At 74.1% G+C, this 21,465-nt stretch carries 15 protein-coding genes; 5 read left to right on the forward strand and 10 right to left on the reverse strand.

Features of this window, described 5'->3' with window-relative positions:
• Window positions 1-11: 11 nt before the first annotated feature.
• From J421_RS01530 to J421_RS01560, 7 genes are all read right to left on the reverse strand, one after another.
• The gene (locus tag J421_RS01530) at window positions 12-839 is read right to left on the reverse strand and encodes a HEAT repeat domain-containing protein (RefSeq protein WP_025409398.1); all 828 of its coding nucleotides are present in this window, start codon (window positions 837-839) and stop codon (window positions 12-14) included.
• Window positions 840-855: 16 nt separating this feature from the next.
• Complete coding sequence (locus J421_RS01535; protein WP_025409399.1) at window positions 856-2,460, reverse strand: HEAT repeat domain-containing protein; 1,605 nt, start codon at window positions 2,458-2,460, stop codon at window positions 856-858.
• 42 nt (window positions 2,461-2,502) lie between these two features.
• Window positions 2,503-3,426: a hypothetical protein gene (locus J421_RS01540; protein WP_025409400.1), complete on the reverse strand. Its 924-nt coding sequence runs from the start codon at window positions 3,424-3,426 to the stop codon at window positions 2,503-2,505.
• Window positions 3,423-3,965: an RNA polymerase sigma factor gene (locus tag J421_RS01545; protein ID WP_025409401.1), complete on the reverse strand. Its 543-nt coding sequence runs from the start codon at window positions 3,963-3,965 to the stop codon at window positions 3,423-3,425. Before J421_RS01545 ends, J421_RS01540 begins: the two co-directional genes overlap by 4 nt.
• Before the next feature lie 341 nt (window positions 3,966-4,306).
• Window positions 4,307-4,669 (reverse strand): hypothetical protein, encoded by a 363-nt coding sequence (locus tag J421_RS01550; protein ID WP_025409402.1) that lies wholly within the window; start codon window positions 4,667-4,669, stop codon window positions 4,307-4,309.
• 414 nt (window positions 4,670-5,083) lie between these two features.
• The gene (locus J421_RS01555) at window positions 5,084-5,743 is read right to left on the reverse strand and encodes a hypothetical protein (protein WP_025409403.1); all 660 of its coding nucleotides are present in this window, start codon (window positions 5,741-5,743) and stop codon (window positions 5,084-5,086) included.
• Window positions 5,744-5,903: 160 nt separating this feature from the next.
• Complete coding sequence (locus J421_RS01560; protein ID WP_148306099.1) at window positions 5,904-7,355, reverse strand: carboxylesterase/lipase family protein; 1,452 nt, start codon at window positions 7,353-7,355, stop codon at window positions 5,904-5,906.
• A 67-nt stretch (window positions 7,356-7,422) separates the two neighbouring features.
• Here J421_RS01560 and J421_RS01565 point away from each other — a divergent pair, with 67 nt between their 5' ends.
• The gene (locus tag J421_RS01565) at window positions 7,423-7,815 is read left to right on the forward strand and encodes a group II truncated hemoglobin (RefSeq protein ID WP_025409405.1); all 393 of its coding nucleotides are present in this window, start codon (window positions 7,423-7,425) and stop codon (window positions 7,813-7,815) included.
• A 3-nt stretch (window positions 7,816-7,818) separates the two neighbouring features.
• Here the strand turns inward: J421_RS01565 and J421_RS01570 are convergent, their stop codons facing one another.
• Window positions 7,819-10,725, reverse strand: a complete 2,907-nt coding sequence (locus J421_RS01570) for a BTAD domain-containing putative transcriptional regulator (RefSeq protein ID WP_025409406.1) — start codon at window positions 10,723-10,725, stop codon at window positions 7,819-7,821.
• Between the two features lie 128 nt (window positions 10,726-10,853).
• Between J421_RS01570 and J421_RS01575 the strand changes: the two genes are divergently transcribed.
• Genes J421_RS01575 through J421_RS01585 form a run of 3 tightly spaced genes read left to right on the forward strand, consistent with a single transcriptional unit; the run spans window position 10,854 to window position 13,628 of the window.
• On the forward strand, window positions 10,854-11,846 hold the full coding sequence (locus J421_RS01575) for a TolB-like translocation protein (RefSeq protein WP_025409407.1): 993 nt from the start codon (window positions 10,854-10,856) through the stop codon (window positions 11,844-11,846).
• Window positions 11,847-11,881: 35 nt separating this feature from the next.
• Window positions 11,882-12,379 carry a hypothetical protein gene (locus J421_RS01580; protein ID WP_148306100.1) on the forward strand — a complete coding sequence of 166 codons (498 nt, stop codon included), beginning with the start codon at window positions 11,882-11,884 and terminating at the stop codon, window positions 12,377-12,379.
• A 46-nt stretch (window positions 12,380-12,425) separates the two neighbouring features.
• Entirely contained in the window at window positions 12,426-13,628 is a 1,203-nt protein-coding gene (locus J421_RS01585) for a DUF418 domain-containing protein (protein WP_025409409.1), read from the forward strand.
• A 39-nt stretch (window positions 13,629-13,667) separates the two neighbouring features.
• Here J421_RS01585 and J421_RS01590 read toward each other — a convergent pair whose 3' ends face one another.
• Window positions 13,668-15,842 carry a carboxypeptidase-like regulatory domain-containing protein gene (locus J421_RS01590; RefSeq protein WP_201773076.1) on the reverse strand — a complete coding sequence of 725 codons (2,175 nt, stop codon included), beginning with the start codon at window positions 15,840-15,842 and terminating at the stop codon, window positions 13,668-13,670.
• Between the two features lie 164 nt (window positions 15,843-16,006).
• A complete protein-coding gene (locus J421_RS01595) occupies window positions 16,007-19,390 on the reverse strand; it encodes a CPBP family glutamic-type intramembrane protease (protein ID WP_025409411.1) in 3,384 nt (1,127 codons plus the stop codon).
• Window positions 19,391-19,525: 135 nt separating this feature from the next.
• Here J421_RS01595 and J421_RS01600 point away from each other — a divergent pair, with 135 nt between their 5' ends.
• The gene (locus J421_RS01600) at window positions 19,526-21,334 is read left to right on the forward strand and encodes a glycoside hydrolase family 15 protein (RefSeq protein ID WP_025409412.1); all 1,809 of its coding nucleotides are present in this window, start codon (window positions 19,526-19,528) and stop codon (window positions 21,332-21,334) included.
• Window positions 21,335-21,465: the final 131 nt, after the last annotated feature.

Below are 21,465 nucleotides of genomic sequence, written 5' to 3' on the forward strand. Positions count from 1 at the left end.
GCCACGCAGCGTCACTTGCTCGTCAGCAGCTCCTCGAACAGCGCGAGCGCGCGCGGGTCCTGCGAGCGGCCGAGCCAGAACAGCGCCGAGCGGCGCGTGGCCGGGTCGCGGTGCGTGCGGGCGATGCGGATGAGGGCCGGCACGCCCTCCTCGCTCGGGCGCCGGGACAACGCGAACACCGCCTGATCGCGGATCTCGCGCTCCGGGTCGTCGGCGAGCTCCGTGAGCCCCTTCGTCGCCGCGTCACCCGCCGCCTGGCCGAGCCAGAACACCGCCTGCGAGCGCGTCTCGCGCTCGGCGCGGTCGTCGCGCGCGAGGCGGAGCAGCGCGGGCCACACCGTCACGCTGTCGACGAGCGTGCTCGGGAACACCGCGTCGCGCGACGCGCGCCCGCTGCCGCGCTCCGCGAGGCCGAGCAGCAGCCCCGCCGCCTGCGGCGCCGGCACCTGGCCGAGGTCCGTGACGTCGGACCCCGCGGCGCGCCACCGGCCGCCGACGTAGAAGCGCACCGCCTGCACCTGGCCGCCGCTCACGTCCATCGCGAGCCGGCCGGGGCCCGTCTGACAGTCGTCGTCCCACTCGACGTCGCGCGAGCGGCGCCACGAGTCGTCGCGGTAGGTGCGCGTGCGGTCGTCGCCGTCGCGGCGGATGTGGATGTTGCTGCCGTTGCCGCAGACGTCCGGGCGCACCGTGAACGTGAGGCGCACCGTGCCGTCGCGCACCGCCGCCACGCGCTGGGCGAGCGGCGCGCCGCGCGACGACAGGTCGGCCTGCGCGAGCGCCGGGCGCGCGACGAGGGTGCCTAACAGCAGTGCGGTCGTGATCGAGGGGCGGAGCATGGAAGTCATCCTCCGGTCACTTGTTGATGATGTCCTCGATCAGCTTGGCGACGCGCGGGTCCTTCGAGCGCGACAGCCAGAAGATCGCGTCCTTGCGGACGTCGGCGTTCTTCTCGGTACGCGCGATGTCGAGCAGCTTGTCGAACGCCGGCCCGGTGCCGCGCTGCTGATACACGAACACGAGCTGCTTCTTCATCTCGGGGTCCGTCGTCTTGTCGTAGAGCCCCACGAGCTGCTCCACCGGCGCCCCGCCCTGCCCCGCCCAGAACAGCGCCTGCTTCCGGAGCTCGATCGTCTCCTTCGGGTCGTTCGCGACGTCGAGCAGCCACCCGCCGCTCCCACGCCGGCGCGACGCGGCGAACAGCACCTTGTCCTTGAGATCGCGGTCCGTGAGCTTCGGGTAGAGCGTCCGCAGGAAGTCCATGTCCTCGGCCGTGCCGCGCTGACCGAGCCAGAAGATCGCCTCGCCGCGGATCTCCGCGTCGACGTTCGACGTGGTGGCGATCTGGCGCAGCGTCTCGCGCCCGGCGGGCGTGTTCGACTGCGAGAGCGAGAACACCGCCTGCTTCCGCACCTCGACGTCGCCGGAGTTCAGCGCGACGTCGCGCAGGAACTCCGCGGCCTTGTCGCCGCTCACGCGCGACAGCCAGAACACGGCCTCCTTGCGCACGTCGGTGTCGGGATCGTTGCGCGCCGCGTCGACGAGCATGTCGGCCGCCTCGGGCGTGTTCTTCCGCGCGATGAGGAAGACGGCCTTCTTGCGCAGCACCTCCGAGCACTTCTCGCGGTTCGCCATCACCTTCTTGAGCAGCGGCAGCGCGCGGTCGGCGTCCATCTGCATCAGCGCGTTCAGCGCGATGACCTTCACGTCGTCGTCGTCGTCCGCGCAGTCGCTCGAGCGGCGCGACGACGAGCGGCCCATCGTGCGCGACGTCTCGCGCATGGCGCGGTCGGCGTCGCGCAGCGCGTCGCTCGTGGCGCGCACGCCCTCGTCGATGCCGGCGCGCGTCGCGGCGGCGGCGGTGGAGCGCGCCTCGGCGAGCGCCGCCTGCACGCTCGGGTCGCGCAGCGCGTCCGCCGTGGCCGCGGTCGCGGCGCGCGCCGCGTCGGCCGCGACGGCGGTCGCCGCGCGCACCACGTCACCGACCGCCGCAACGATGCCGAGGCTGTCCGCGCGCTTCTCGACCGTCTCCGCGCACTGCGCGTCGCCGCGCCGCGCGAGCTCGCCGCAGATGCGCGTGTCGAGCGACGCCGACTGGCTGCGGTACGCGTCGCTCCCCTTGTCCTTCAGCCGCGCGAGCGCGGCGCGGGCGCTCCGCAGCTCGTTCGTGCCGCCGACGCGGTAGAGCGCGAACGCCCGCCAGTAGAGCGCGTCGCTCGCCTGCGACGAGCCGGGGAAGCGCTCGTCGATGCGCTGCAGCAGCTCGGCGGCGCGCTTGTAGTCGCCGCGCGCGATCGCGTCGCGGCCCGCGCGGTAGAGCGCATCGGCGGAATCCTGCTTCGCGTGCGGCGCGACGATCGCGCGCGGCGCGCTGGCGTTAGGCGCGCTGGCGGCCGCCGGTGCGGGCGCTCCCGCGAGCGCCAGCGCGCCAGCCGCGACGAGGTGGGTCAGCAGCATCATGGGGACGGTCTCCCGGAATTGGATACGGTGTCGTGTCGATCGTCAGTCGGTGCCCGCGGGCACCAGGGTGCGAAGCCGCGGCAGCAGCTGGGCGCTGCGCAGCGTGCCGTCGATGAGCTGCCGCTCGGTGCGGCGCGACGGCGGGCCGGCGACGGAGTCGCGTCCCGCGATGTCGTTGGGCGGCGCGAGACGCGCCACCTCGGAGAGCACCAGCTCGAGGTCCTCGAGCAGCCGCCGCCGCCGCGGATCGCTCGCCGCGGGCGAGTCGAGCAGCAGCCGCGTGTCGCCGAGCAGCGGGCGGGCCCACGCGGCGAGCCGCGTGTCCATGGCCGCGTCCACGGTGTCGGCGCGGTACGAGACGAGCAGCGCCTCGGCCTGCGCGAAGTGGCGCAGCACCGCGACGTCGTAGGCGTCGGAGACGGCGCGATCGTCGCCGGGCGAGCGGCCCGGCGTCCGGAGCGTGGCCGTCGCGAGACGCGTCGTGCGCGGCGCGTCGGCCGACGGCTCGGTGGCCGTGTCGGGTGCCGCGGTCGCCGTGTCGGGCGTCGCCGTGTCGCGGGCCGCGCTCGGCGTCGACGTCGGCGCCGTGCTGGCGACGCGCGTCGCGGTCGAGTCGCCGCTCGCGACCTGTCCCTGCCCCCACCACCGACCGATGCCGACGCCGGTGGCGAGGAAGATCGCGGCCGCGGCCGCGACGGCCCACAGCCCGCGGCGACGCGCCGCGCGGTCAGCGCGGACGTCGGCGAGGCGAATCACGTCCACCGCCGGGGCGGGCGTGGTGTCGACGGCCTGCGGCGCGCGGGCGGCCACGATGGCCTGCCACATCGCGTCGCGCGGCACGGTCGGCGGGGGAGCGTTGTACTCGCGCGCCGTGTCGGCGATCAGGCGATCGAGGCCGTCGCTCGGCCACGCATCGCCGCCGCCGAAGTCGGGCGCGTCGGAGCTGGTGTCGTCGTTCCACGTCATGAGACCCACTCTCCCGCGAAGTCCGCGAGTGCGGTGCGGAGCTTCGCTCTGGCTCTGAACAGCTGCGCCTTCGACGTCCCCGGCTGGATGCCGAGCGTCTGGGCGATCTCCTCGTGCGTGTAGCCTTCCACGTCGTGCATCACGAACACGGTGCGGTAGCCCTCGGGGAGCGCGTCGACCGCTTGGCGGAGCCGCTCCTTGAGGTCCGGCTCCGACGTGCGAGCCGTCGTCCCGACCGTCAGCGCGTCGTCGAGCTGGGTCTCGCGCGAGCGCCACCGCTTGACCTTGCGCAGCCCGTTCAGGGCGACCGACACGCCGATGGCGTGCAGCCACGTCCCGAGCGACGAATCGCCGCGGAAGCTCCCCAACCGGTCGAACGCCCGCACGAAGGTCTCCTGGGTGAAGTCGCGCGCCAGCTCCTCGTCCCCCGCCAGCCGGTAGGCCAGTCGGTAGACGCGGTCGACGTGCTGGTCGTAGAGGGCGCGCTGGGCCGCCATGTCGCCGGCGACGGCGCGCGCGATGAGGTTCGGTTCGGTCACTCGACCCTGGCTGGGATGGGGCCGCTCCTCTCGGTAGCGGCCGACCCTCTGACACGAGGGGCCCGGAAACGGTTGCGCGGCGCGGCCGGCGGGGCCAGAGGCGGGCGCGCGGGGTGGGACGCGCGTCGACGTGGTCAGGCGCGCGTTCGAAAGGTACGACGGCGGCGCGGCCCGGGTGTCACGCGCGAGGCGGGGGGAGACGCGAAGGGCGGCGACGTCGTTCGCGTACGTTCACGCGTCGACGTGCCGCCCCTCTCGTTGTTTCTACTCTACGCGAGCCGTCTACCTAGTGCTCCGGTCGCGGCGGGCGCACCGACACAGCTTCGGTGCACGCCCGCCGATCAGAACCCGAGCTCGGTACAACCTGGCCCGTAGTTCTGGCCGGGCTCCGCCGAGTTATCGAACCCGTGCAGGAACGTCACCACGGTGGTGGTCGCGACGGCGATCGAGGTGGTCACCGAGTTGGTGCCGCCCTTCGGGAGGTAGACGTTCACGTTGGCCCCCGGGAGCGGCGTCGCGCCGTAGACGCACATCAGCCAGACGTCCGACGGGTGCGTGTTGTCGATCTGCAGCGGCCCCGTGGAGATGGTTTGGTCGGTGCAGTTCGCCGCGTTGCCGGCGTCGGGGATGTTCTCGTCGTAGGGGTTCACGTCGCCGGCGAGGTGGATCGCGCCGAGGGGGCTGCCATGAAAGGCGGCGGTCATGTTGCTGCCGTTCGCGACGCAGATCCTGAGCGTGCCCGACGGCTGGTCACGGTGTTGGTGACATATGAACCACGCAAGGGTCAGTCGAGATTCTTCCTCTGAGCTTGCACGTTAGGCGTTAGGCGGTCTCTGCCGTCCTGTCACGGGCGTGGCTCGCGATCCAGGTGCCGAGGTCGCCGCTGGTCGCGATCACGACCGCCGGCCTGGGGCATGTGCCTAACGACGGCCGGCGGAGCCGCGGAAGCTCGTGCGCCGGGACGCCGGGCGATTACCGCGTCGGACTGCGCGCAGCAGACGCCGGCGAACGCGAGAGGCGGCGACGTCGTGTCGACGTCGCCGCCTCTCCAGCCAGCCCGGGACTCGCCCGGGACTCGGTCCGGACCGTCCGCGCGCTCTACGCGCGCGAACGACGCGCTACAGGAAGCACTGTCCGATGTCGGCCGTGTTGTCGCGGCCGTACATCATGGTCACCGTGGTGGTGTTCCCAGCGGTCACGTTGGCGCTCACCGTGGTCGGGCTCGAGTCGTGGTAGACGCCGTTGGGGCCCGACACGAGGCTCCCGCCATTGAAGCACATCAGCCAGATGGAGCTGCCGTCCGGATCCCCCGTGACCTCGGCCGCGCCGACGGAGACGACCGCGTCGTTGCAGTTCGTGCCGCCAACCGCTCTGCCGCCATCGGGGATGCCAAGGCTGAACGCGCCGGCGTCACCGGTGAAGGCGACGTTCCCGAGTCCGCTGCCTGCCGGCGTGCCGTTCGCCACGCAGACCCGCAGCGTGCCGGTCTGGACCGTGGGGCTGCACGGCCCCATGAAGTCCAGCTCGTGTCCCGCCTTCGGCGTGCCGTTGTTCAGGAAGTGCCCATTGAGCCCGCCGACGGCGATCGTGAGCTCGATGTAGTGCGTGGTGCCGGCGCGGCCGGCGGCGTGACAGATCGTGACCTTTGGTGCTCCGCCGGCGGCGAGCGATGCGGCGCCGGGCTGGAGGGTCGGGGGTGAGACCGAGTCACCGCACGCGACGGTGATGGCGGTGGCTACGGCGGAGAGCGCGTAGAGGGCGAGTCGGACGGGACGCATCGGTGGGACCTCCAGCGGGGTGGGGACCTCTGCGTCGCACCGGGGAGGTGCGACGCCACAGCGCGTCGGACATCGACTTCATGACGGTAGCGTGACGGTGTCAGCCATGCGCGAAACCCGCAAGGGTCGGCTGAGCCCGCGTTAGGCAGCCCCAGCCATATCAGGGGCGGAGCTGCCCCCGCGCCCGCGCCGCCGCGTCGAGCGAGTCGTAGACGGCCTTCCGCCACAGCGTACGCGGCGCGATCTCGGGGCCGAGCTCGAGCAGGGCATCCGTGGCCCGATCGTAGCGCGGCCAGCGCGGCAGCCGACCCCCGTTCGGCGGCCCGTTCGGGTCGGCGCTCGTCGCGAAGCTGACCCAGTAGTCGCTCATCGCCTCGGCGAGCGTGGAGTCGTATGCGGCGCGGCCGGCCGAGGCCTGCAGCGGATGCGGACGGCCGAACACGAACGTGATCTCCGAGCTGTGGTACGCGCCGCGCGCCCGGCTCGCGCTGTCCTCGCCGACGCGCGAGTAGATGTAGAGCCACGTCGGCACGCGCGTCGACGCGAGGCGCCCGAACGTGCGCGAGGGCGCGCCCATCCACTCGTCCCCCTCGTCGCGGTTGCTGCCGACGATCACGGGCACCCGGTTCGCCGTGCCTAACGACAGCGCCGAGTCCACCGGGTGCGGCAGCACCCAGCCATCGACGACCGGCCAGTGCACCGGCGTGCCGGGGCGCGCCAGCCGTCCCGACGCGGCGAGCACGCTCTCGGCGCTCGCCGCGCGGAGCCGCGCCAGCGCGTCGGCGCCGTCGCCGTGGATGCCTAACGAATCGGCGAGCTGCCGCCCGGTCGCCTCGCCCTCGCTCAGCCGCGAGATGCCGACGCCGACGCCGGTGCCGCTCTCCATGATCGCGCGCTGGAACAGCCCCGCGGCGAGCGGCGACGCGACGAGCGACCCGACGCTCATGCCGCCCGCGCTCTCGCCGAAGATGGTGACGCGCGACGGATCGCCGCCGAAGCGCGCGATGTTGCGCTTCACCCACTGCAGCGCGGCGATCTGGTCGAGCAGCCCGTAGTTCCCCGCGCTGTGATGCGGCGACTCCGCGGCGAGCGCCGGGTGCGCCATGAAGCCGAACGGCCCGAGGCGGTAGTTCAGCGTGACGACGACCACCCCCTTCCTGGCGAGCGGCGCGCCGTCGTGTCGCTCCTCGCCGCCGAAGCCGGCGAAGAAGCCGCCGCCGTGGATCCACACCATGACCGGCCGGCGGCCGCCTAACGACGTGGTCCACACGTTGAGGTACAGGCAGTCCTCCGACACGCCCGCCGCGTACGGGTCGATGTCGGCGTAGGGCTGCCCCTGCATGCAGTTGTGGCCGAGCCGGTCGGCCTTGCGCACGCCGGTCCACCGCGCGGCGCGCCGCGGCGGCCTCCAGCGGCCCGCGCCGACCGGCGGCGCGGCGTACGGCACGCCGCGGAACACGAGCACGTCGCTCGCCGAGTCGACGGTACCTTCGAGCACGCCGGTGTCGACGGTGACGCGTGGGGCGGGTGCGGCGAGCGGACGCGCGGCGATCGCGAGGCACGCGGCGATCGGCGCGAGGGCGACGGCGAGGCGGCGGTGGGAGGTGCGCATGCGGTCATGCTGCACGCCGGTGCGACGCTCCACAAGCCGGCGCGACGACGTGGTATGTTTCGACAGGATGAACACATCGACTGCCACGCACTACGAGTTGCTCGGCGGCGACGCCGGCGTCCGCCGCCTCGTCGACCGCTTCTACGACCTGATGGACACCGCCCCCGAGGCGGCGACGATCCGCCGGCTCCACGCGGCGAGCCTGAAGGCGTCGCGCGAGAAGCTGTACATGTTCCTCACCGGGTGGACCGGCGGACCGCCGATCTACGCCGAGGCGCGGGGTCACCCGCGGCTCCGCATGCGGCACTTCCCGTTCTCGATCGGCGCGAAGGAGCGCGACGAGTGGCTGTGGTGCATGGACCGCGCGCTCGACGAGCAGGAGATGCCGGGCGAGGTGCGCGAGCACCTGCGCGGGCGGCTGCACGCGCTCGCCGATCACATGCGCAATCGAGAGGAGTGACGCCTAACGCTGCGCGGCGAGCCATCGCCGCGCGGCGTCGTAGCGCGGGCGCAGGAACGGGTCGGCCGAGCGCCATGCGCGCTCCACGGCGGCGTAGTGCACCGCGGCGCTGTCCGTCCGTCCCGCCGCGTCGAACAGGCGCGCGAGCAGCTCGTGCAGCTCCGTGCGCGTGACGTACAGCCCCGGCCCCTCGAAGCCGCCGTGCAGCGAGGCCTGCACCACGCCGATCGCGTCCGCCGGGCGGCCGAGCGCGAGGAGACCGCGACCGAGCTCGTAGTTGATGCGCGAGTACCCGAACGTCGGCGACGACATCGCCGCGCGGAGCTCGCGCACCGCCGACTCCTCGCGTCCCGCGCGCGACTCGAGCAGCCCGCGCACGAAGTGGTGCAGCGGCGGGTCGCGCGGGAACAGGCTCCGCCGGCCGTAGTACTGGATGCTGTCGACGAGGTGGCGCGCCTGGAGCGTGTCGCCGCCGGCGACGGCCGCCGTGGCGGTGAGCGCGAGCACCCACGCGGCGTAGCGCGCCCGATGGCCGGCGCGGGACGGCCTCGCGTCCGGATCCATGTCCGGTCGATAGATGGCGTGGAACTCGCGCGCCGCGAGCAGCGGGTAGCCCGCCTCGAGATCGACGATCGCCTGCGCGTACGGGTCCGCCGGCCACCGCGACCGCACGACCGTGGAGCGCGGCAGCAGACCCTCGTGCATCAGCGCGCGCGCCTCGCGGTACCGCCCTTCCATGCGCAGCGCGATCGCGCAGTACCAGCGGAACTGCCCGAACGCCGCGCTGTCCGACGTCGGGAGCCCCGTGGTGCAGGCGCTGTCGGCGGCGGGCAGATCGTCCAGCCGGATGGCGGTGACGAGGTCGCCGAGCCGCGAGCGCACCGTGGGGCTGCCTAACGCTTCGGCGCGGCGCGCCGCCTCGTCCGCTTCGGCGCGCCGCCCGAACCCGACGAGCCAGTCGGCCATCACGCGCCACGGCATCGGATCCGTCGGCCGGATCGCGCGCCACCGCGCGAGCGTGCGGAACACCGCGTCGCTCGAGTCCTCCGCCTCGTAGCGGCCCGTCAGGTTGTGGAGCGCGTCGCACAGCCGGCACGGTGTCGCGGCGTCGCGCCCGAGGCCGGCCGCGGAATCGAGCGCGATCGACCGATCGTACAGCTCCACCGCGCGCGGCAGGTCGGTCGTGACGTCCGCCGCGCGCACGAGCGCCTCGGGGTCGCGCGGGTAGCTCGTCGCGAGCGTCTCCGCGGTGGCGCGGGCTCGCGGATCGGAGAGGACGCCGCCGAGGTGCGTGACGATGATGAGTCGATCGTGCGGCGTGGCGCGCGACGAGAGCGCGAGCGCGCGATCGGCGAGCGGCCACGCCGCCGCGTCGTCCGAGCCCTGCGCCACGCGCCACGCGTAGTACGTCGCCATCGCGAACGACGAGTCCTCGCGGATCGCCGCCGTGAACAGGCGGTAGGCGGCGCCCGCGTCGTACTGGTACAGCGCGCGGAGCCCCTCCTCGTAGAGTCGATAGGCGAGCGGCGAGCGGGTGCTCACCTCGGCGAGCGATCCGTTAGGCGCACCGACCTCGAGGTCGAGCGCGATGAGCGCGGTCACGCTGTCGAACAGCGCGAAGCGGTCGACCCCCGCGACGCGGTAGCCGCCGCGCACGAGACCGCGCGCGAGGTCGACGCGCCGCACCTCGAGGCGGAGCTTCCCGCCCGAGAGCGGGATCAGCTCGCCCTCGACGATCTCGGTGGCGCCGGCGCGGCGCGCCGCGTCGGTGAACGCGGTGCGCGTGGTGTCCGCGTCGCGCGGCGTCAGCTCCACCATGCGCGAGTTCGCGACGACCTGCAGGTCGCTCAACCGGCCGAGGCTCGTGGCGAGCATCTCGCTCAGCACCGCGCCCGGCGCCGCCGAGTCGGGAGCGGCGAGGTCGTGGATGCGGCCGACGGCGAGGATGGGCCGCGCGGGGGCGCGCGTGGCGGCGGCCCACCGCCAGCCGAGGGCCGCGAGCACGGCGAGCACCGCGACGGCGACGACCGAGGCAGCGACCGTCATATGCGACGCGCGGCGACGGGGCGCGTTAGGCGGCGCGGCCGGCGGCGCGGTCGGCGGCACGTCGGGCGGCTCCTCGACCTCGGCGGGCGCGGGCGGCGCGTAGACCGTGGTCGCGGGCGGCGAGGCGACGGCGGCGTGCGCGCCGGTGACGTGCAGCTCGCGCAGGCGCGTCATGAGCCGCGCGATCGCGGAGTGCGGCTCCGCCTCGTAGTCGCGTCGCAGCAGCTCGGCGTGGGCGCGGCCGTGGGCGAGCGCGGCGGCGCGGTCGCCGAGCGCGGCGAGCGCCTCCATGTACGACGCCGCGAGGCGCGGGTCGGCGGGGTCGAGGCGCGTCAGCCGGTGCCAGTGCTCGGCGGCCTCGTCGAGCCGGCCGGCCTCGGCGCACGCCTTCGCGACGATCTCGATGGCGCGAATGCCGGCGGTGGCGAGCGACGCCCGCTCGGCCTCCGCCCATCGCTCGAACTCGGGGGCGTCGGCGAGCTGGAAGCCGTCGAGGAACGGCCCGACGTAGAGCCCCGCCGCGACGTCCCACTCCTTCGCCGCGACCGCGTCCCTCAGCTCGGCGACGTCGCTCGTGATCCGCGCCGGATCGAGGCGGAGCGTCGGCGCGGCGAGCACGACGTCGCCGCGAAGGTCGCGTCGGAGGTTGTAGAGCGCCTGGGAGAGCGCGTGGCGCGCCCGGTCCTCGTCGGCGTCGGGCCACAGCACGGCCATCGCCCGCTCGCGCGGCAGGCCTCGAGCACCGGCGGCGGCCAGGATGGCGAGCAGGGCCAGCGTGCGCGGGCGCGCGCCCACGTCCGCGTCGCCGCCCGGCCGATCGATCGACAGCCCGCCGAAAGTCCTGAGCCGCAACGCGTTGGACACCGTTGACGCGCTGATGAAGCGGGCGTGACGCGCCGTTGAGGGCGTGGTGACGTCCGAGGGCGAGGTTGGCGCCCCGATTCTACCCGCCGCCCCGGACGCCAACAAGCACGACGCATCCACCCCCTGCCATGAGACTCCGGACCTCGCTCCAGATCGGCCGGCTCGCGCTGCGCGGCGCGCGCCTCACCGCGCTCCTCCTCTGCCTCGTCGCCGCGATGGGCGCGGCGCGACGCGGCGTCCGCTCGCTCCGCGCGGCGAACACCGCGCCGTCGTACTCGGGTGTGCTCACGTTCTCGTCGCCCGGCAACGGCGACCCGTTCCACCCGGCGACGATCCTCGACATGGACCTCGCCACCGGCGACGTGACGGTCCGCTTCAATGGGCTCGACGGATCGGTCGCGCGATCCGGCGAGACGGCGTTCCTGCAGCGCGTCGGCGGTGGCCTGTACGCCGACCACGCGGTCGTCGTCGCCGACGCGCGCGGCGTGCCCGGCCCGCCGCTGTTCGTGTGCCGCGAGTTCCGGTGGAGCGACAACCGGGTGTGCCGCACGCCGAAGGTGGCGCCGAACGGCCGGCTCGTGGCGTTCAGCGCGATGGGCGGCGGCGGCACCGTGTGCCGCGACAACTACGACATGTACTTCGGGTCGTTCGTCATCGTGCGCGATCGGCGCGGCGCCGAGCTCGCGCGGTACGAGGGGTTCTACGACCCCGAATGGATGCCCGACGGCCGGCTGCTGATGATGGGCAGCGGATGCCGCAACGCCGGCGTGTGGGTCACCGACGCGGCGCTGCGCGGGCCGTCGCGCGTCGACGGCGGGCAGGTGGCCACGCCGGCGAGCGCGCCGGTCGTGAGCCCCGACGGACGCCGGCTCGCGTTCGTGTGGAACCAGCAGCTGTGGGCGATGCCGCTCGTCGGACGCCCCGAGCTGACGCAGCTCACGCGGCTCGGCAAGTCGGTCACCGCCGGCGCGTGGTCGCCGGACGGCCAGTCGATGGCCGCGGTGACGTACGACGTCTCCATGCCCATGCGCCTGGTCGTGCTGTTCCGGCCGGGCGACCCGCAGTCGGCGGTGGTCCGCCAGCTCTCCGTCTACCCCTACGGGCCGCTCTCGTGGCGTTAGGCGCCGCGATCACGCTCTCACTCGAGGCAGATCCCATGACGACGATTCTCATCGCGGCGGCCGTGCTCCTCACCGCTGTGTCGCCGCTCGGCACGGTGCGCGCGTCGGGCGGCGTGTACGGCGGCGTGCTGCACGGCTACGTCGCGCAGGGCGGCTGGCGGCAGTGGGACGTGCGGCTGCGCGACGGCACGCACGTCGACGCGAACCCGCTCGGCGCGCCCGACGACACCACGCTCGCCGTCTCCGTCGGCGGACTCACGTCGCGCGGCCGGACGCTCCCGCGCGCGCGCGTCCGCTACGTCGCCGCGCGGCCCGCCGCCGGCGAGACGCTCCCCGCGGCGCCGACGGGGCGCGTGCTTGACGACGTCGTCGTGCGGCGCGACGGGCGCCGCACCGTCGGGCGCGTGACGCTGACGCGAGTCGCGTTCTCGGAAGGGGTCGTGACACAGCATGGCGTCGAGATCGACCTGCACGACGTCGCGTACATCGTGTTCGCGGCGCAACGACACACTCGCGAGAGGGCGAGGCCGTGAGGCAGACACCCGCCCGCGGACACCGAGCGCCCCACACCCGAGACACATGCCTCTCCACACGACACGTCCGCCGCGATCCGCGGGCTACACCCCCGCGTCGGACTCCGCACCGCCCCTCCCGACGCGCGTCGGGCCGCTCGCCGCGTCGGAGCGGCTCGCGTTCGTCGACGCGCTGCGCGGCGTCGCGATCCTCGGCGTCCTCGTCGCGTACACGATGTGGAACCTCGGCTCACCGCCGCCCGAGACGTGGACCTCGGCGGAGCGCGCCGTGGACACGGTGTTGAGCATCCTCGTCGACGCGAAGTTCCTGACGATGTTCGCGTTCCTGTTCGGCGTCGGCACGGCGCAGCACTGGCGGCGCGTCGAGTCGCACGGGTGGGATCCGACGGCGGTGCACGTGCGGCGCATGCTGTTCCTGCTGGCCGTCGGGATCCTGCACGCCGCGCTGCTGCGCAACGGCGACATCCTCGCGAACTACGCGATCCTCGGGCTCCTGCTGCTCGTCGCGCGCCGGTGGCCGGCGCGTCGGATCGTCGGTGCGGCGGTGGTGCTCGCGATGGTGCCGTACGCGGTGGAGCTCGCGCTGCGCGCCGCACACTGGCGTCTCGCCCAGCGACCCGTCGCGGTACCGGACGTGTCGTGGCGCCACTACTGGGCCGACAATCTCGCGTGGCTCCGGTACTGGTACGTGACGTCGCCGTGGCTGTCGTGGCCGCGGATCCTGGCGGTCATGCTCGTCGGGGTGCTCGCCGACCGCGCGCGGTTCCTCACGCGTCTCGCCGCCGACCGGCGGCTGGCGCTGCGCACGCTCGCCGTCGCGCTGCCGGCGGCGATCGCGAGCCGCGCCGCCGTGGCGCTGCTCCCGGCGTGGTGGGGGCCGGGGCACGCGTCGGCCGCGCGCGACATCGTGCTGAACCAGACGTACTGGATCTCGGCGTGGAGCCTAACGGCGACGTACGTCGCGGCGTTCGCGTTGCTGCTCCGGCGCCCCGCGTGGTCGGCGCGGCTCGCGTGGCTCCGCGCCGTCGGACGGATGGCGTTCACGAACTACCTGCTGCAGGCGGTGCTCGTCGTGCCGGCGTGCCTGGCGTTAGGCCTGTTCGACGCCGTGACGCCGACGCGCGGCGTGCTGCTCGCCCTAGGCGTCGCATCGGTCGAGATCCCGCTCAGCGTGTGGTGGCTGCGGCGGTTCCGGTACGGGCCGGTGGAGTGGCTGTGGCGACGCGCGACGTACGGGGCGCGCTTCTGAGCCATCGCCGGGCGGCGTGGTAGCGCGACGACGCAGCCATCAATGCGCGAGTGGGTCGGGCCTGAGCTGGAAGTGCAGCACCTTGCTCGTCGTTCCCTTCCCGGTCTCCATGTGGAACGGCGCGCGCGTGCTCACCGTGGCCCAGAGCCCGCGCCCCTTCCAGCCGGCGTTCGGGTCGTCGATGCGGCCGTCCATCCACTTCGTGTAGAAGCCCAACGGATACGGCACGCGCAGGACGACCCACTTCCCGTCCTTCAGCGCGAGCAGCGCCTCCGACTCGTTGCCGGTGTCGATCGGTGTGTTGCGACCGAGGCCCAGCGCGTCGAACTGGTCGACCCACGTGTAGTAGCTCCCTTCCGCGCTCCCGGGATCGCTCACGCCCTGGAGCTGCGGCAGCGGCTCGGCCCAGAACGTCCATCCCTCGGGGCAGTGCTGACCGGTGGCGGTGGGGCCGTTCAGCGGGCCCTTGCACTTGCGGCGGTCGAACGACGCCATGTGCCCGCTCGCGAGCGCCGCCCACACCACCCCGTCGCGGTCGACGTCCATGCCGCGCGGCGAGAAGCCGACGTTGCGCATGCCGGGCTGGCCGTACGGGAGCTCGTACAGCTCGGCGAGTGCGGTGGCGGGAGGATTCGCGCCCGGCACGAGGCGCACGACGGCGCCGGGGAACCCGAGCGACGAGCCCCACACCGAGCCGTCGGGCGCCGGCGAGACGGCGTAGAAGCCGGCGGCGATGCGCTTGTCCTTCGTCGGGTCGAGCGGCGCGTTAGGCTCGACGTACTCGTCGCGCCGGCCGTTGCCGTTCGCGTCGAGGACGAGCGCCGTCCACCCCTGCGCCTTCTCCTCGTCGCCGGTCTCCTCGAACAGCTTCGTGTTCAGCCACCCCACGACCGGTCCGCCGCCGCTCGTCCACAGCGTGTTGTTCGCGTCCTCGGCGAACATGAGGTGGTGCGTGCCGAAGCACGTCGAGATGTGCGTGAGCTTCTTCGTCGACGGATCGTACATGGCGAGCTGGCGTCCCGAGCGCGCGAGCGGGAACAACAGCGCCGACGGATGTCCGGAGCCGGCCTTGCAGAACGCGGGGTTGTCGGGCCCGCGCACGGCCGACGTGATCCACACGCGGCCCCGCGCGTCGAGCATCGGGTTGTGGACGTTGTTGCGGCTCGTCCAGAGCACGGTGTCGGCCCAGTACGCGGAGCGCGCACCGCGCACGTTGCCGGCGGCGATCGGCGTCTCGGGGTCGCGCGTGGTGAGCGGCACGCGGTCGGTCTCGTTGCGGCGCGGGTCGAGCACCGGCAGGTAATCGGCGCTCAGCTCCAGCGCGCCGTAGATCTTGCCGTACGCGTTCACCGTCGGGTTGCGCCGGTCGGTGGAGACCTCGTCGTGCAGGTACGCTCTCGGATCGGCCCAGTCCCACTCGGTGATCACGACGTTGCGCTCGATGCCGCGCGGCCGCGGCGGCGCCGGCGGCACGGCGCCGGCCGCGATGCGATCGGTCCAGTCGGCGAACATGGCGAGCGCGCGCTGGTGCCCGAGGCCGTCGATCGTGGACAGCATCTGCGCGCCCGCCTGCCCCGACTGCACGCGCCGCTCCCACGCCGCGAACGACGACGGGAACTTGCCCAACGACGGCGGGATCCGCCGCGTGCCCATGCTGCCGAGCTGGTGGCACGCCATGCAGCCGCCGGACTTCACCACGCGGATCCACTCGGCCTGGCTCTTCATGTTCGGCGAGATGCCGTTGCCCTCGGGGCCCGTGCCGGGGAACTCGCGCTTGTCGGGCACGCGCAGCAGCGACAGCCAGTACCCCGCGGGGTAGTACTCGGCCGCCGCCTGCGCGTTAGGCGCGACGACGGCGCGCAGGTTCAGCGTGGCACCCGGCGCGGCGTTCCGCTTCGGCGAGTCGACGAGGCCGTAGCCGCGCACCCACACGCTGTAGCCGGCGCGCGGCAGATCGGGGATCAGATACCGTCCGGCGTCGTCGGTGACGACGATGCGCACGAACTTCGTCGGCAGGTCGCTCGTCTCGGCGATCACCCACACGCCGGCCTCGGGACCCTTCGGCCCGGTGACGACGCCGCCGATGTCGGTCGGGCCGACGTGCACGGTCGATCGCTCCACGATCGCGTCGCGCGTGTCGGGGAGTGCCGCGGCCGCGACGATCCCCGCGGCGATCGTGACGGCACCGATCATCAAGGCGCTGCGGATGCGCATCGCTCGTCTCCGGTGGAGAGTCCGCACAAGGGTATCCCTGGATCTCGGCGCGGGACAGGGCGTGAATCCGAACCACAGAGAACACCTTATGAACCGCAGAGGACGCAGAGGGCCGCAGAGGACTGCACTTGGTGTCCTCTGCGGCCCTCTGCGTCCTCTGCGGTTCAACGCACGGCACACGCCCGCCAGAGCACCCACGCGAGCCCCGCCGCCGTCGCCGCGCCGAGCAGCGCGGAGATGGCATCGGCGACCGTCTCGCCGCCTAACGCGCCGCGCAGCGATGCGGCGAACGTGGCGGCGAGCGCGGCGAACACCCACGACGCGCCGCTCGTCGCGCCGAACCCGCGCGCGAGCGCGACCACCGCGGCGAGGGCCACGACCGCGACGGCGGCGCTCTCCACCGGCCGCTCGGCACCCGCGCCGGCCATGGTCGCCGCGCAGGCCGCGGCGAGGGCGAGCGCGCTCCACCACGCGGCGGGGCGTCGAGCGACGACGGCGAGCGCGAGGCCGACGATCGCCGCGGTGGGCGCGACGAGCGCGGTCGGCAGCACGCCGATCGCACCGCCGGCCCATGGCAGCAGCTCGGCCGCCGCGGTGCCGCGCGGCACGGGCCATCCGACGACGGCGAGCCGCGCCGCCGCGAACTGCACGGTCGTGACGCCGATGCCCAACGCGATGCCGTGCAGCGCGGCGACGCGTCGCTCGACGGGGCGCGGCCAGAACGGGATCGCGGTGCGGCGGCGCAGCGCGTCGGTGAGCGTCCACAGCGCGGCGACGAGCACCGCCGTCGCGCCGCCGAGGATCGCCGCGGACAGCGCGGCCTGCGCGAGGTACGTCGTCCACGGCTGCTCGGTCGGCCACGCGGCGAGTATCGAGGGGAGTCCGTTCGCCCACGCGCCGATCGACGCCAGCGCCGCGGCGGCGCCGAGCGCGAGGCCGACGCGACGGTCGACCAGGCGCGGCGCGTCGGCGAGCAGCGGCCGGCGCAGCGCACCGAGGATGAGCCCCACGACGAGCGCGAACAGCGCGATGCCGGCGAGCGCGAGGACGAGCGCGCGTCGGCTCGCCCGCTCGCGCTCCGCACGCTCGAACGTCTCCGGCAGCCGCACCAGCCGCCTAACGGACACCGCCTCGTCGCCGGCGAGCACCACGCGCACGCGTGCCGTCGCCCCCGCCGGCAGCCGCGCCGACGGGTCGTCGTACTCCAGCCGCGTGTCGAGCCGCGCCGGGCGCGGCGTCTGCTCCAGGTCCGCCTCCCGGAGCGTCACCAACGCGATGCGCGCGCCGGCGAGCGCACGGCGGGCGATGGCGCGCGCGGAATCGGCGGACGGCGCTGCGCCGGCGCGCGCCTCGGGCACGACCCGCACGACGTCGAGCACGCGCCCGTCGGGGAGCACGCGCACGCGCCACTCCTCCGCGCGCTCGGCGACCGTGCCCGCGGTGCGCGCGTAGCGCACGTGCCACCAGCTCGTCGGCAGGTACGTCGTCGCGAGCACCTCGACGGCGCGCGCCGCCGCGTCGCGCCCCTCCGCGCGCAGCAGGAAGCGGCGCACGTCGCCGTGGGCATCGCCATCGGTGGTGACGAAGCGCCGCAGTCGCGCCGGATCCGCGCCGAACGCGCGTGCCGCGGAATCGGCCGCCGCGATCGCGCGCGCGGCCGGCGCGCTGAACGCGGGGCCTAACGGCGTCGGGCGGGGCCAGAGCACGCGCGCGAGCAGGCCGACGACGGCGATCGCCAGCGCGGCTCGCGTCACCACGGGCGCGGCGCGCGACCGCGCACCGACGGGCGCCTCCGCCGGCACCGGCTCGGGCGCATCCTCGGGCGGCGCCGGACGCCAGTCGCCGAGACGCGGCGGATCGGGGAGCACCGCGCCCGCGGCGAGCGCGCGGCGGCGCACGAGCCATCCCTGCGCGACGGCGAGCGCCGGCGCCAGCAGCGAGGCGAGGACGACGAGGAACGTCACGCGGTACGCAGCGCCGCTGCCGTGCAGCGAGAACAGCCCGAACCACGTGAGGTCGTACAGCGCGTGCGCGACGATCGTCGTCGGCAGACCGACCCGCACGTAGAGCACCGCCCACAGCGCCGCCTCGAGGAACAGCTCCGCGCCGCGCGAGTACGCGGGCCACGACTGGTAGTTCGCGTGCCCGAAGCCGAAGACGAGCGCGGTGACGACGATGCCCGACGCCATCCACCGTGCGCGGTGCGCGCGACGCGCGGCCCACAGCGCGAGGAGCGCGAGCGGCACGGCGCGGAAGATCGACTCCTCCCACGTGCCGGCGAACGTGGCGAGGCCAAGCGCCGTCGCCCACGGCAGCGGCGACGCGATCTGGTTCGGGTCGTCGAGCGTGCCGGTGGGCACCCACCAGCCGAGCAGCGCGCGGGTCGCGACGTAGAACAGCGTGACGTACGCGAAGCCGAACGTGGCGAGCGCGTAGCCGCCGAGCACTCGGCGCGCGATCGGCGGGGCGCCGCGGTGGCGCCAGTAGCTCCACCAGTCGTAGTGCGCGGGGAACGCGCGCCGCGTGAGCAGCTCCGCCGCCGCGACGACCCCGGCGACGAACAGCCCCGCGCCGACGCCGGCCGTGAGCGCCTCGAGCGTGAGCTGCACGACGAACGTCGTCGGCGACGTCGCGGTGTCGTAGTCGAACCAGGCGCCCGGGATCTGATCGAGCCCCGCGGCGAGGAACAGCACACCGACCACCGCGCCGAGCACCGCCGCGGGGCGCCAGCGGATGCCGTGCTCGCGCAGCTTCACGAGCGCGGCGAACGCGGCGACGAGGAAGATCCCCATCGCCGGGATCGTGAGCGACGCGAGGAAGTCGTTCGCCGAGCGCATCTCGCCGTAGCGCCGGAGGAACGCCTCGGGGATCTCCGCGTACACGCGCACGCCTAACGGCGCGGCGCGCGTGGCGTCCACGCTGTCGCCCGTCACGGTCACCTCGGCGCGCACCGGCGCCGCGCCCACCCGCGCGCCCGGCCCGCCCGCGACGCGCTCGTACGTGTACGTGCGGTCCACGCGCCCGCTCCTCGGCCGCGTCACGTAGCTCGCGGAGACGAAGCGCCAGCGCGCGGGGTCGCCGCCGCCCCAGCGGGCGAGCGTGGTGTCGGCGGTGGCGCGGCCGACGGCGTCCTGCACGGTGGGGCGGCGCTCGTCCTGGGCGAGCGTGCGGTCGACGCCGACGAGCCGTCCGTCGGGCGCGAAGCGCACCACCGTCTCGCGCGGGCTGCCCGGCTCGAACAGGCGCACCGCCCACGTGTAGACGGCGAGCTCGCGGCCGCGCACGAGCGCGCGGAGCGCATCGGGACCGCCGGCCGCGAGGTCGACGTAGGTGGAGAGCGTGTCGTTCGACTCGAAGCGCGCCGCGGCGCGGGCGGCTGGCGGGGCGAGCCGGTCGCGCGCCGCGAGGGTGCGTGCGCGCGCAATCGCGTCTTCGCGGTCGAGGCGCAGCCCGACGTCGACGAGGGGGTAGGCGCGGTCGAACAGGGCGAGCGTGACGGCGACGCAGACCGCGGCGAGCGCGGCGACGACCAGGGCGCGGCGTGGCATGCGCGGGAGAAGGCGTTCGAAACGAGGGGCGGCGCGTCGGAATGGTACCGTCTTCGCGTTCCGTCCCAGCAACCATGGGCGAAGGGGGGGGAGCCCCCCCAGGACCTAGTCCCCGCGAGAGCCACTCCCGACGTCGTGACTGCCAGGATCGAAGACTACGCGCTCATCGGCGACTGCGAGACCGCTGCCCTCGTCTCGCGCACCGGCTCCATCGACTGGCTCTGCTGGCCGCGCTTCGATTCCGGCGCCGTGTTCGCCGCGCTGCTCGGCCGCCCCGAGAACGGGCGGTGGCACCTCGCGCCCGCCGACGCCGGCGCGCGCAGCACGCGCCGGTACCGCGAGGGGACGCTCATCCTGGAGACCGAGTTCGAGACCGCCGACGGCGCCGTCACGCTGGTCGACTTCATGCCGCCGCGCGGCACCACCTCCGACCTGGTCCGCATGGTCGTCGGCAAGCGCGGACGCGTGGCGATGCACATGGAGCTCGTGCTGCGCTTCGGCTACGGGGCGCTCGTGCCGTGGGTGAGCCGGCTCCCGGACGGTGCGCTGCGCGCCATCGCCGGCCCGGACATGGTCGTGCTGCGCACCGAGGTCCCGGTGCGCGGCGAGTCGCTCACCACGGTCGCTGACTTCGAGGTCGGCGAGGGCGAGACGCGGTCGTTCGTGCTCGCCTACGGGCCGTCGCATCTCGACCCGCCGAACCATTGCGAGCCGCAGTCGGCGCTCGCCGACACGCAGACGTTCTGGAACGACTGGGATGCGCGCTGCACCTACGACGGCGACTGGAAGGAGGCGGTGCGCCGGTCGCTCGTCACGCTGAAGGCGCTGACGTTCCGGCCGACGGGCGGCATCGTCGCCGCGCCGACGACGTCGCTCCCCGAGCAGCTCGGCGGCACGCGCAACTGGGACTACCGCTACTGCTGGCTGCGCGACGCGACGCTCACGCTGCTCGCGCTCATGGGCGCCGGCTACTACGACGAGGCATCGGCGTGGCGCGACTGGCTGCTGCGCGCGGCGGCGGGCAGCCCGTCGCAGCTGCAGATCATGTATGGCATCGCGGGCGAGCGGCACCTCATCGAGTGGACGGCGCCGTGGCTTCCCGGCTACGAGAACTCGAAGCCGGTGCGCGTCGGCAACGCGGCGCACGCGCAGCGGCAGCTCGACGTCTACGGCGAGGTGCTCGACGCGCTGCATCAGGCGCGGCAGGGCGGCATCGCGTCGGACGCCGACGGCTGGTCGCTCGAGTGCGCGCTCGTGAAGTACGTCGAGCAGATCTGGACGCAGCCCGACGAGGGGATCTGGGAAGTGCGCGGCGGGCCGCAGCACTTCACGCACTCGAAGGTGATGGCGTGGGTCGCGGTGGACCGCGCGCTGAAGAGCGCCGCGCAGTTCCATCTCGAAGCGCCGGTCGACCGGTGGCGCACGCTGCGCGACGCGATCCACGCCGACGTGTGCCGCCACGGCTACGATGCGTCGTTAGGCAGCTTCGTGCAGGCGTACGGCTCGCACCAGCTCGACGCGAGCCTGCTGCTGCTGCCGATCGTCGGCTTCCTGCCGCCGGAGGATCCGCGGGTGCGCGGCACGGTCGCGGCGATCGAGCGGCGGCTGCTCGTCGACGGCGGCGTCGTGATGCGCTACGACTCCGAGCACACCGCCGACGGGCTGCCGCCGGGCGAGGGCGCGTTCCTCGCGTGCAGCTTCTGGCTCGCCGACAACTACGTGCTGCAGGGGCGCCGCGACGACGCGTGCCGCCTGTTCGAGCGGCTGCTCGCGCTGCGCAACGACGTCGGCCTGCTGGCCGAGGAGTGGGACCCGCGCACGCAGCGCTTCACGGGCAACTTCCCGCAGGCGTTCCCGCACGTGGCGCTCGTCGGCACCGCGATGAACCTGTCGCGCCGCGAGGAGCAGCCGCAGAAGCCGGTGGAGCAGCGGGCGAGCACGTGAGTGGGTGCGTGGCTGCGTGGCTGCGTGGCTGCGTGGCTGCGTGGCTGCGTGGCTGCGTGGCTGCGTGGCTGCGTGGGCTCGGACGACTCGTGCGTCGGAATGACTCTGTTCGCACGGCCGCGCACGGGACC

Origin of the sequence: Gemmatirosa kalamazoonensis, from assembly GCF_000522985.1 — a bacterium.
In the GTDB taxonomy this organism is placed as follows: domain Bacteria; phylum Gemmatimonadota; class Gemmatimonadetes; order Gemmatimonadales; family Gemmatimonadaceae; genus Gemmatirosa; species Gemmatirosa kalamazoonensis.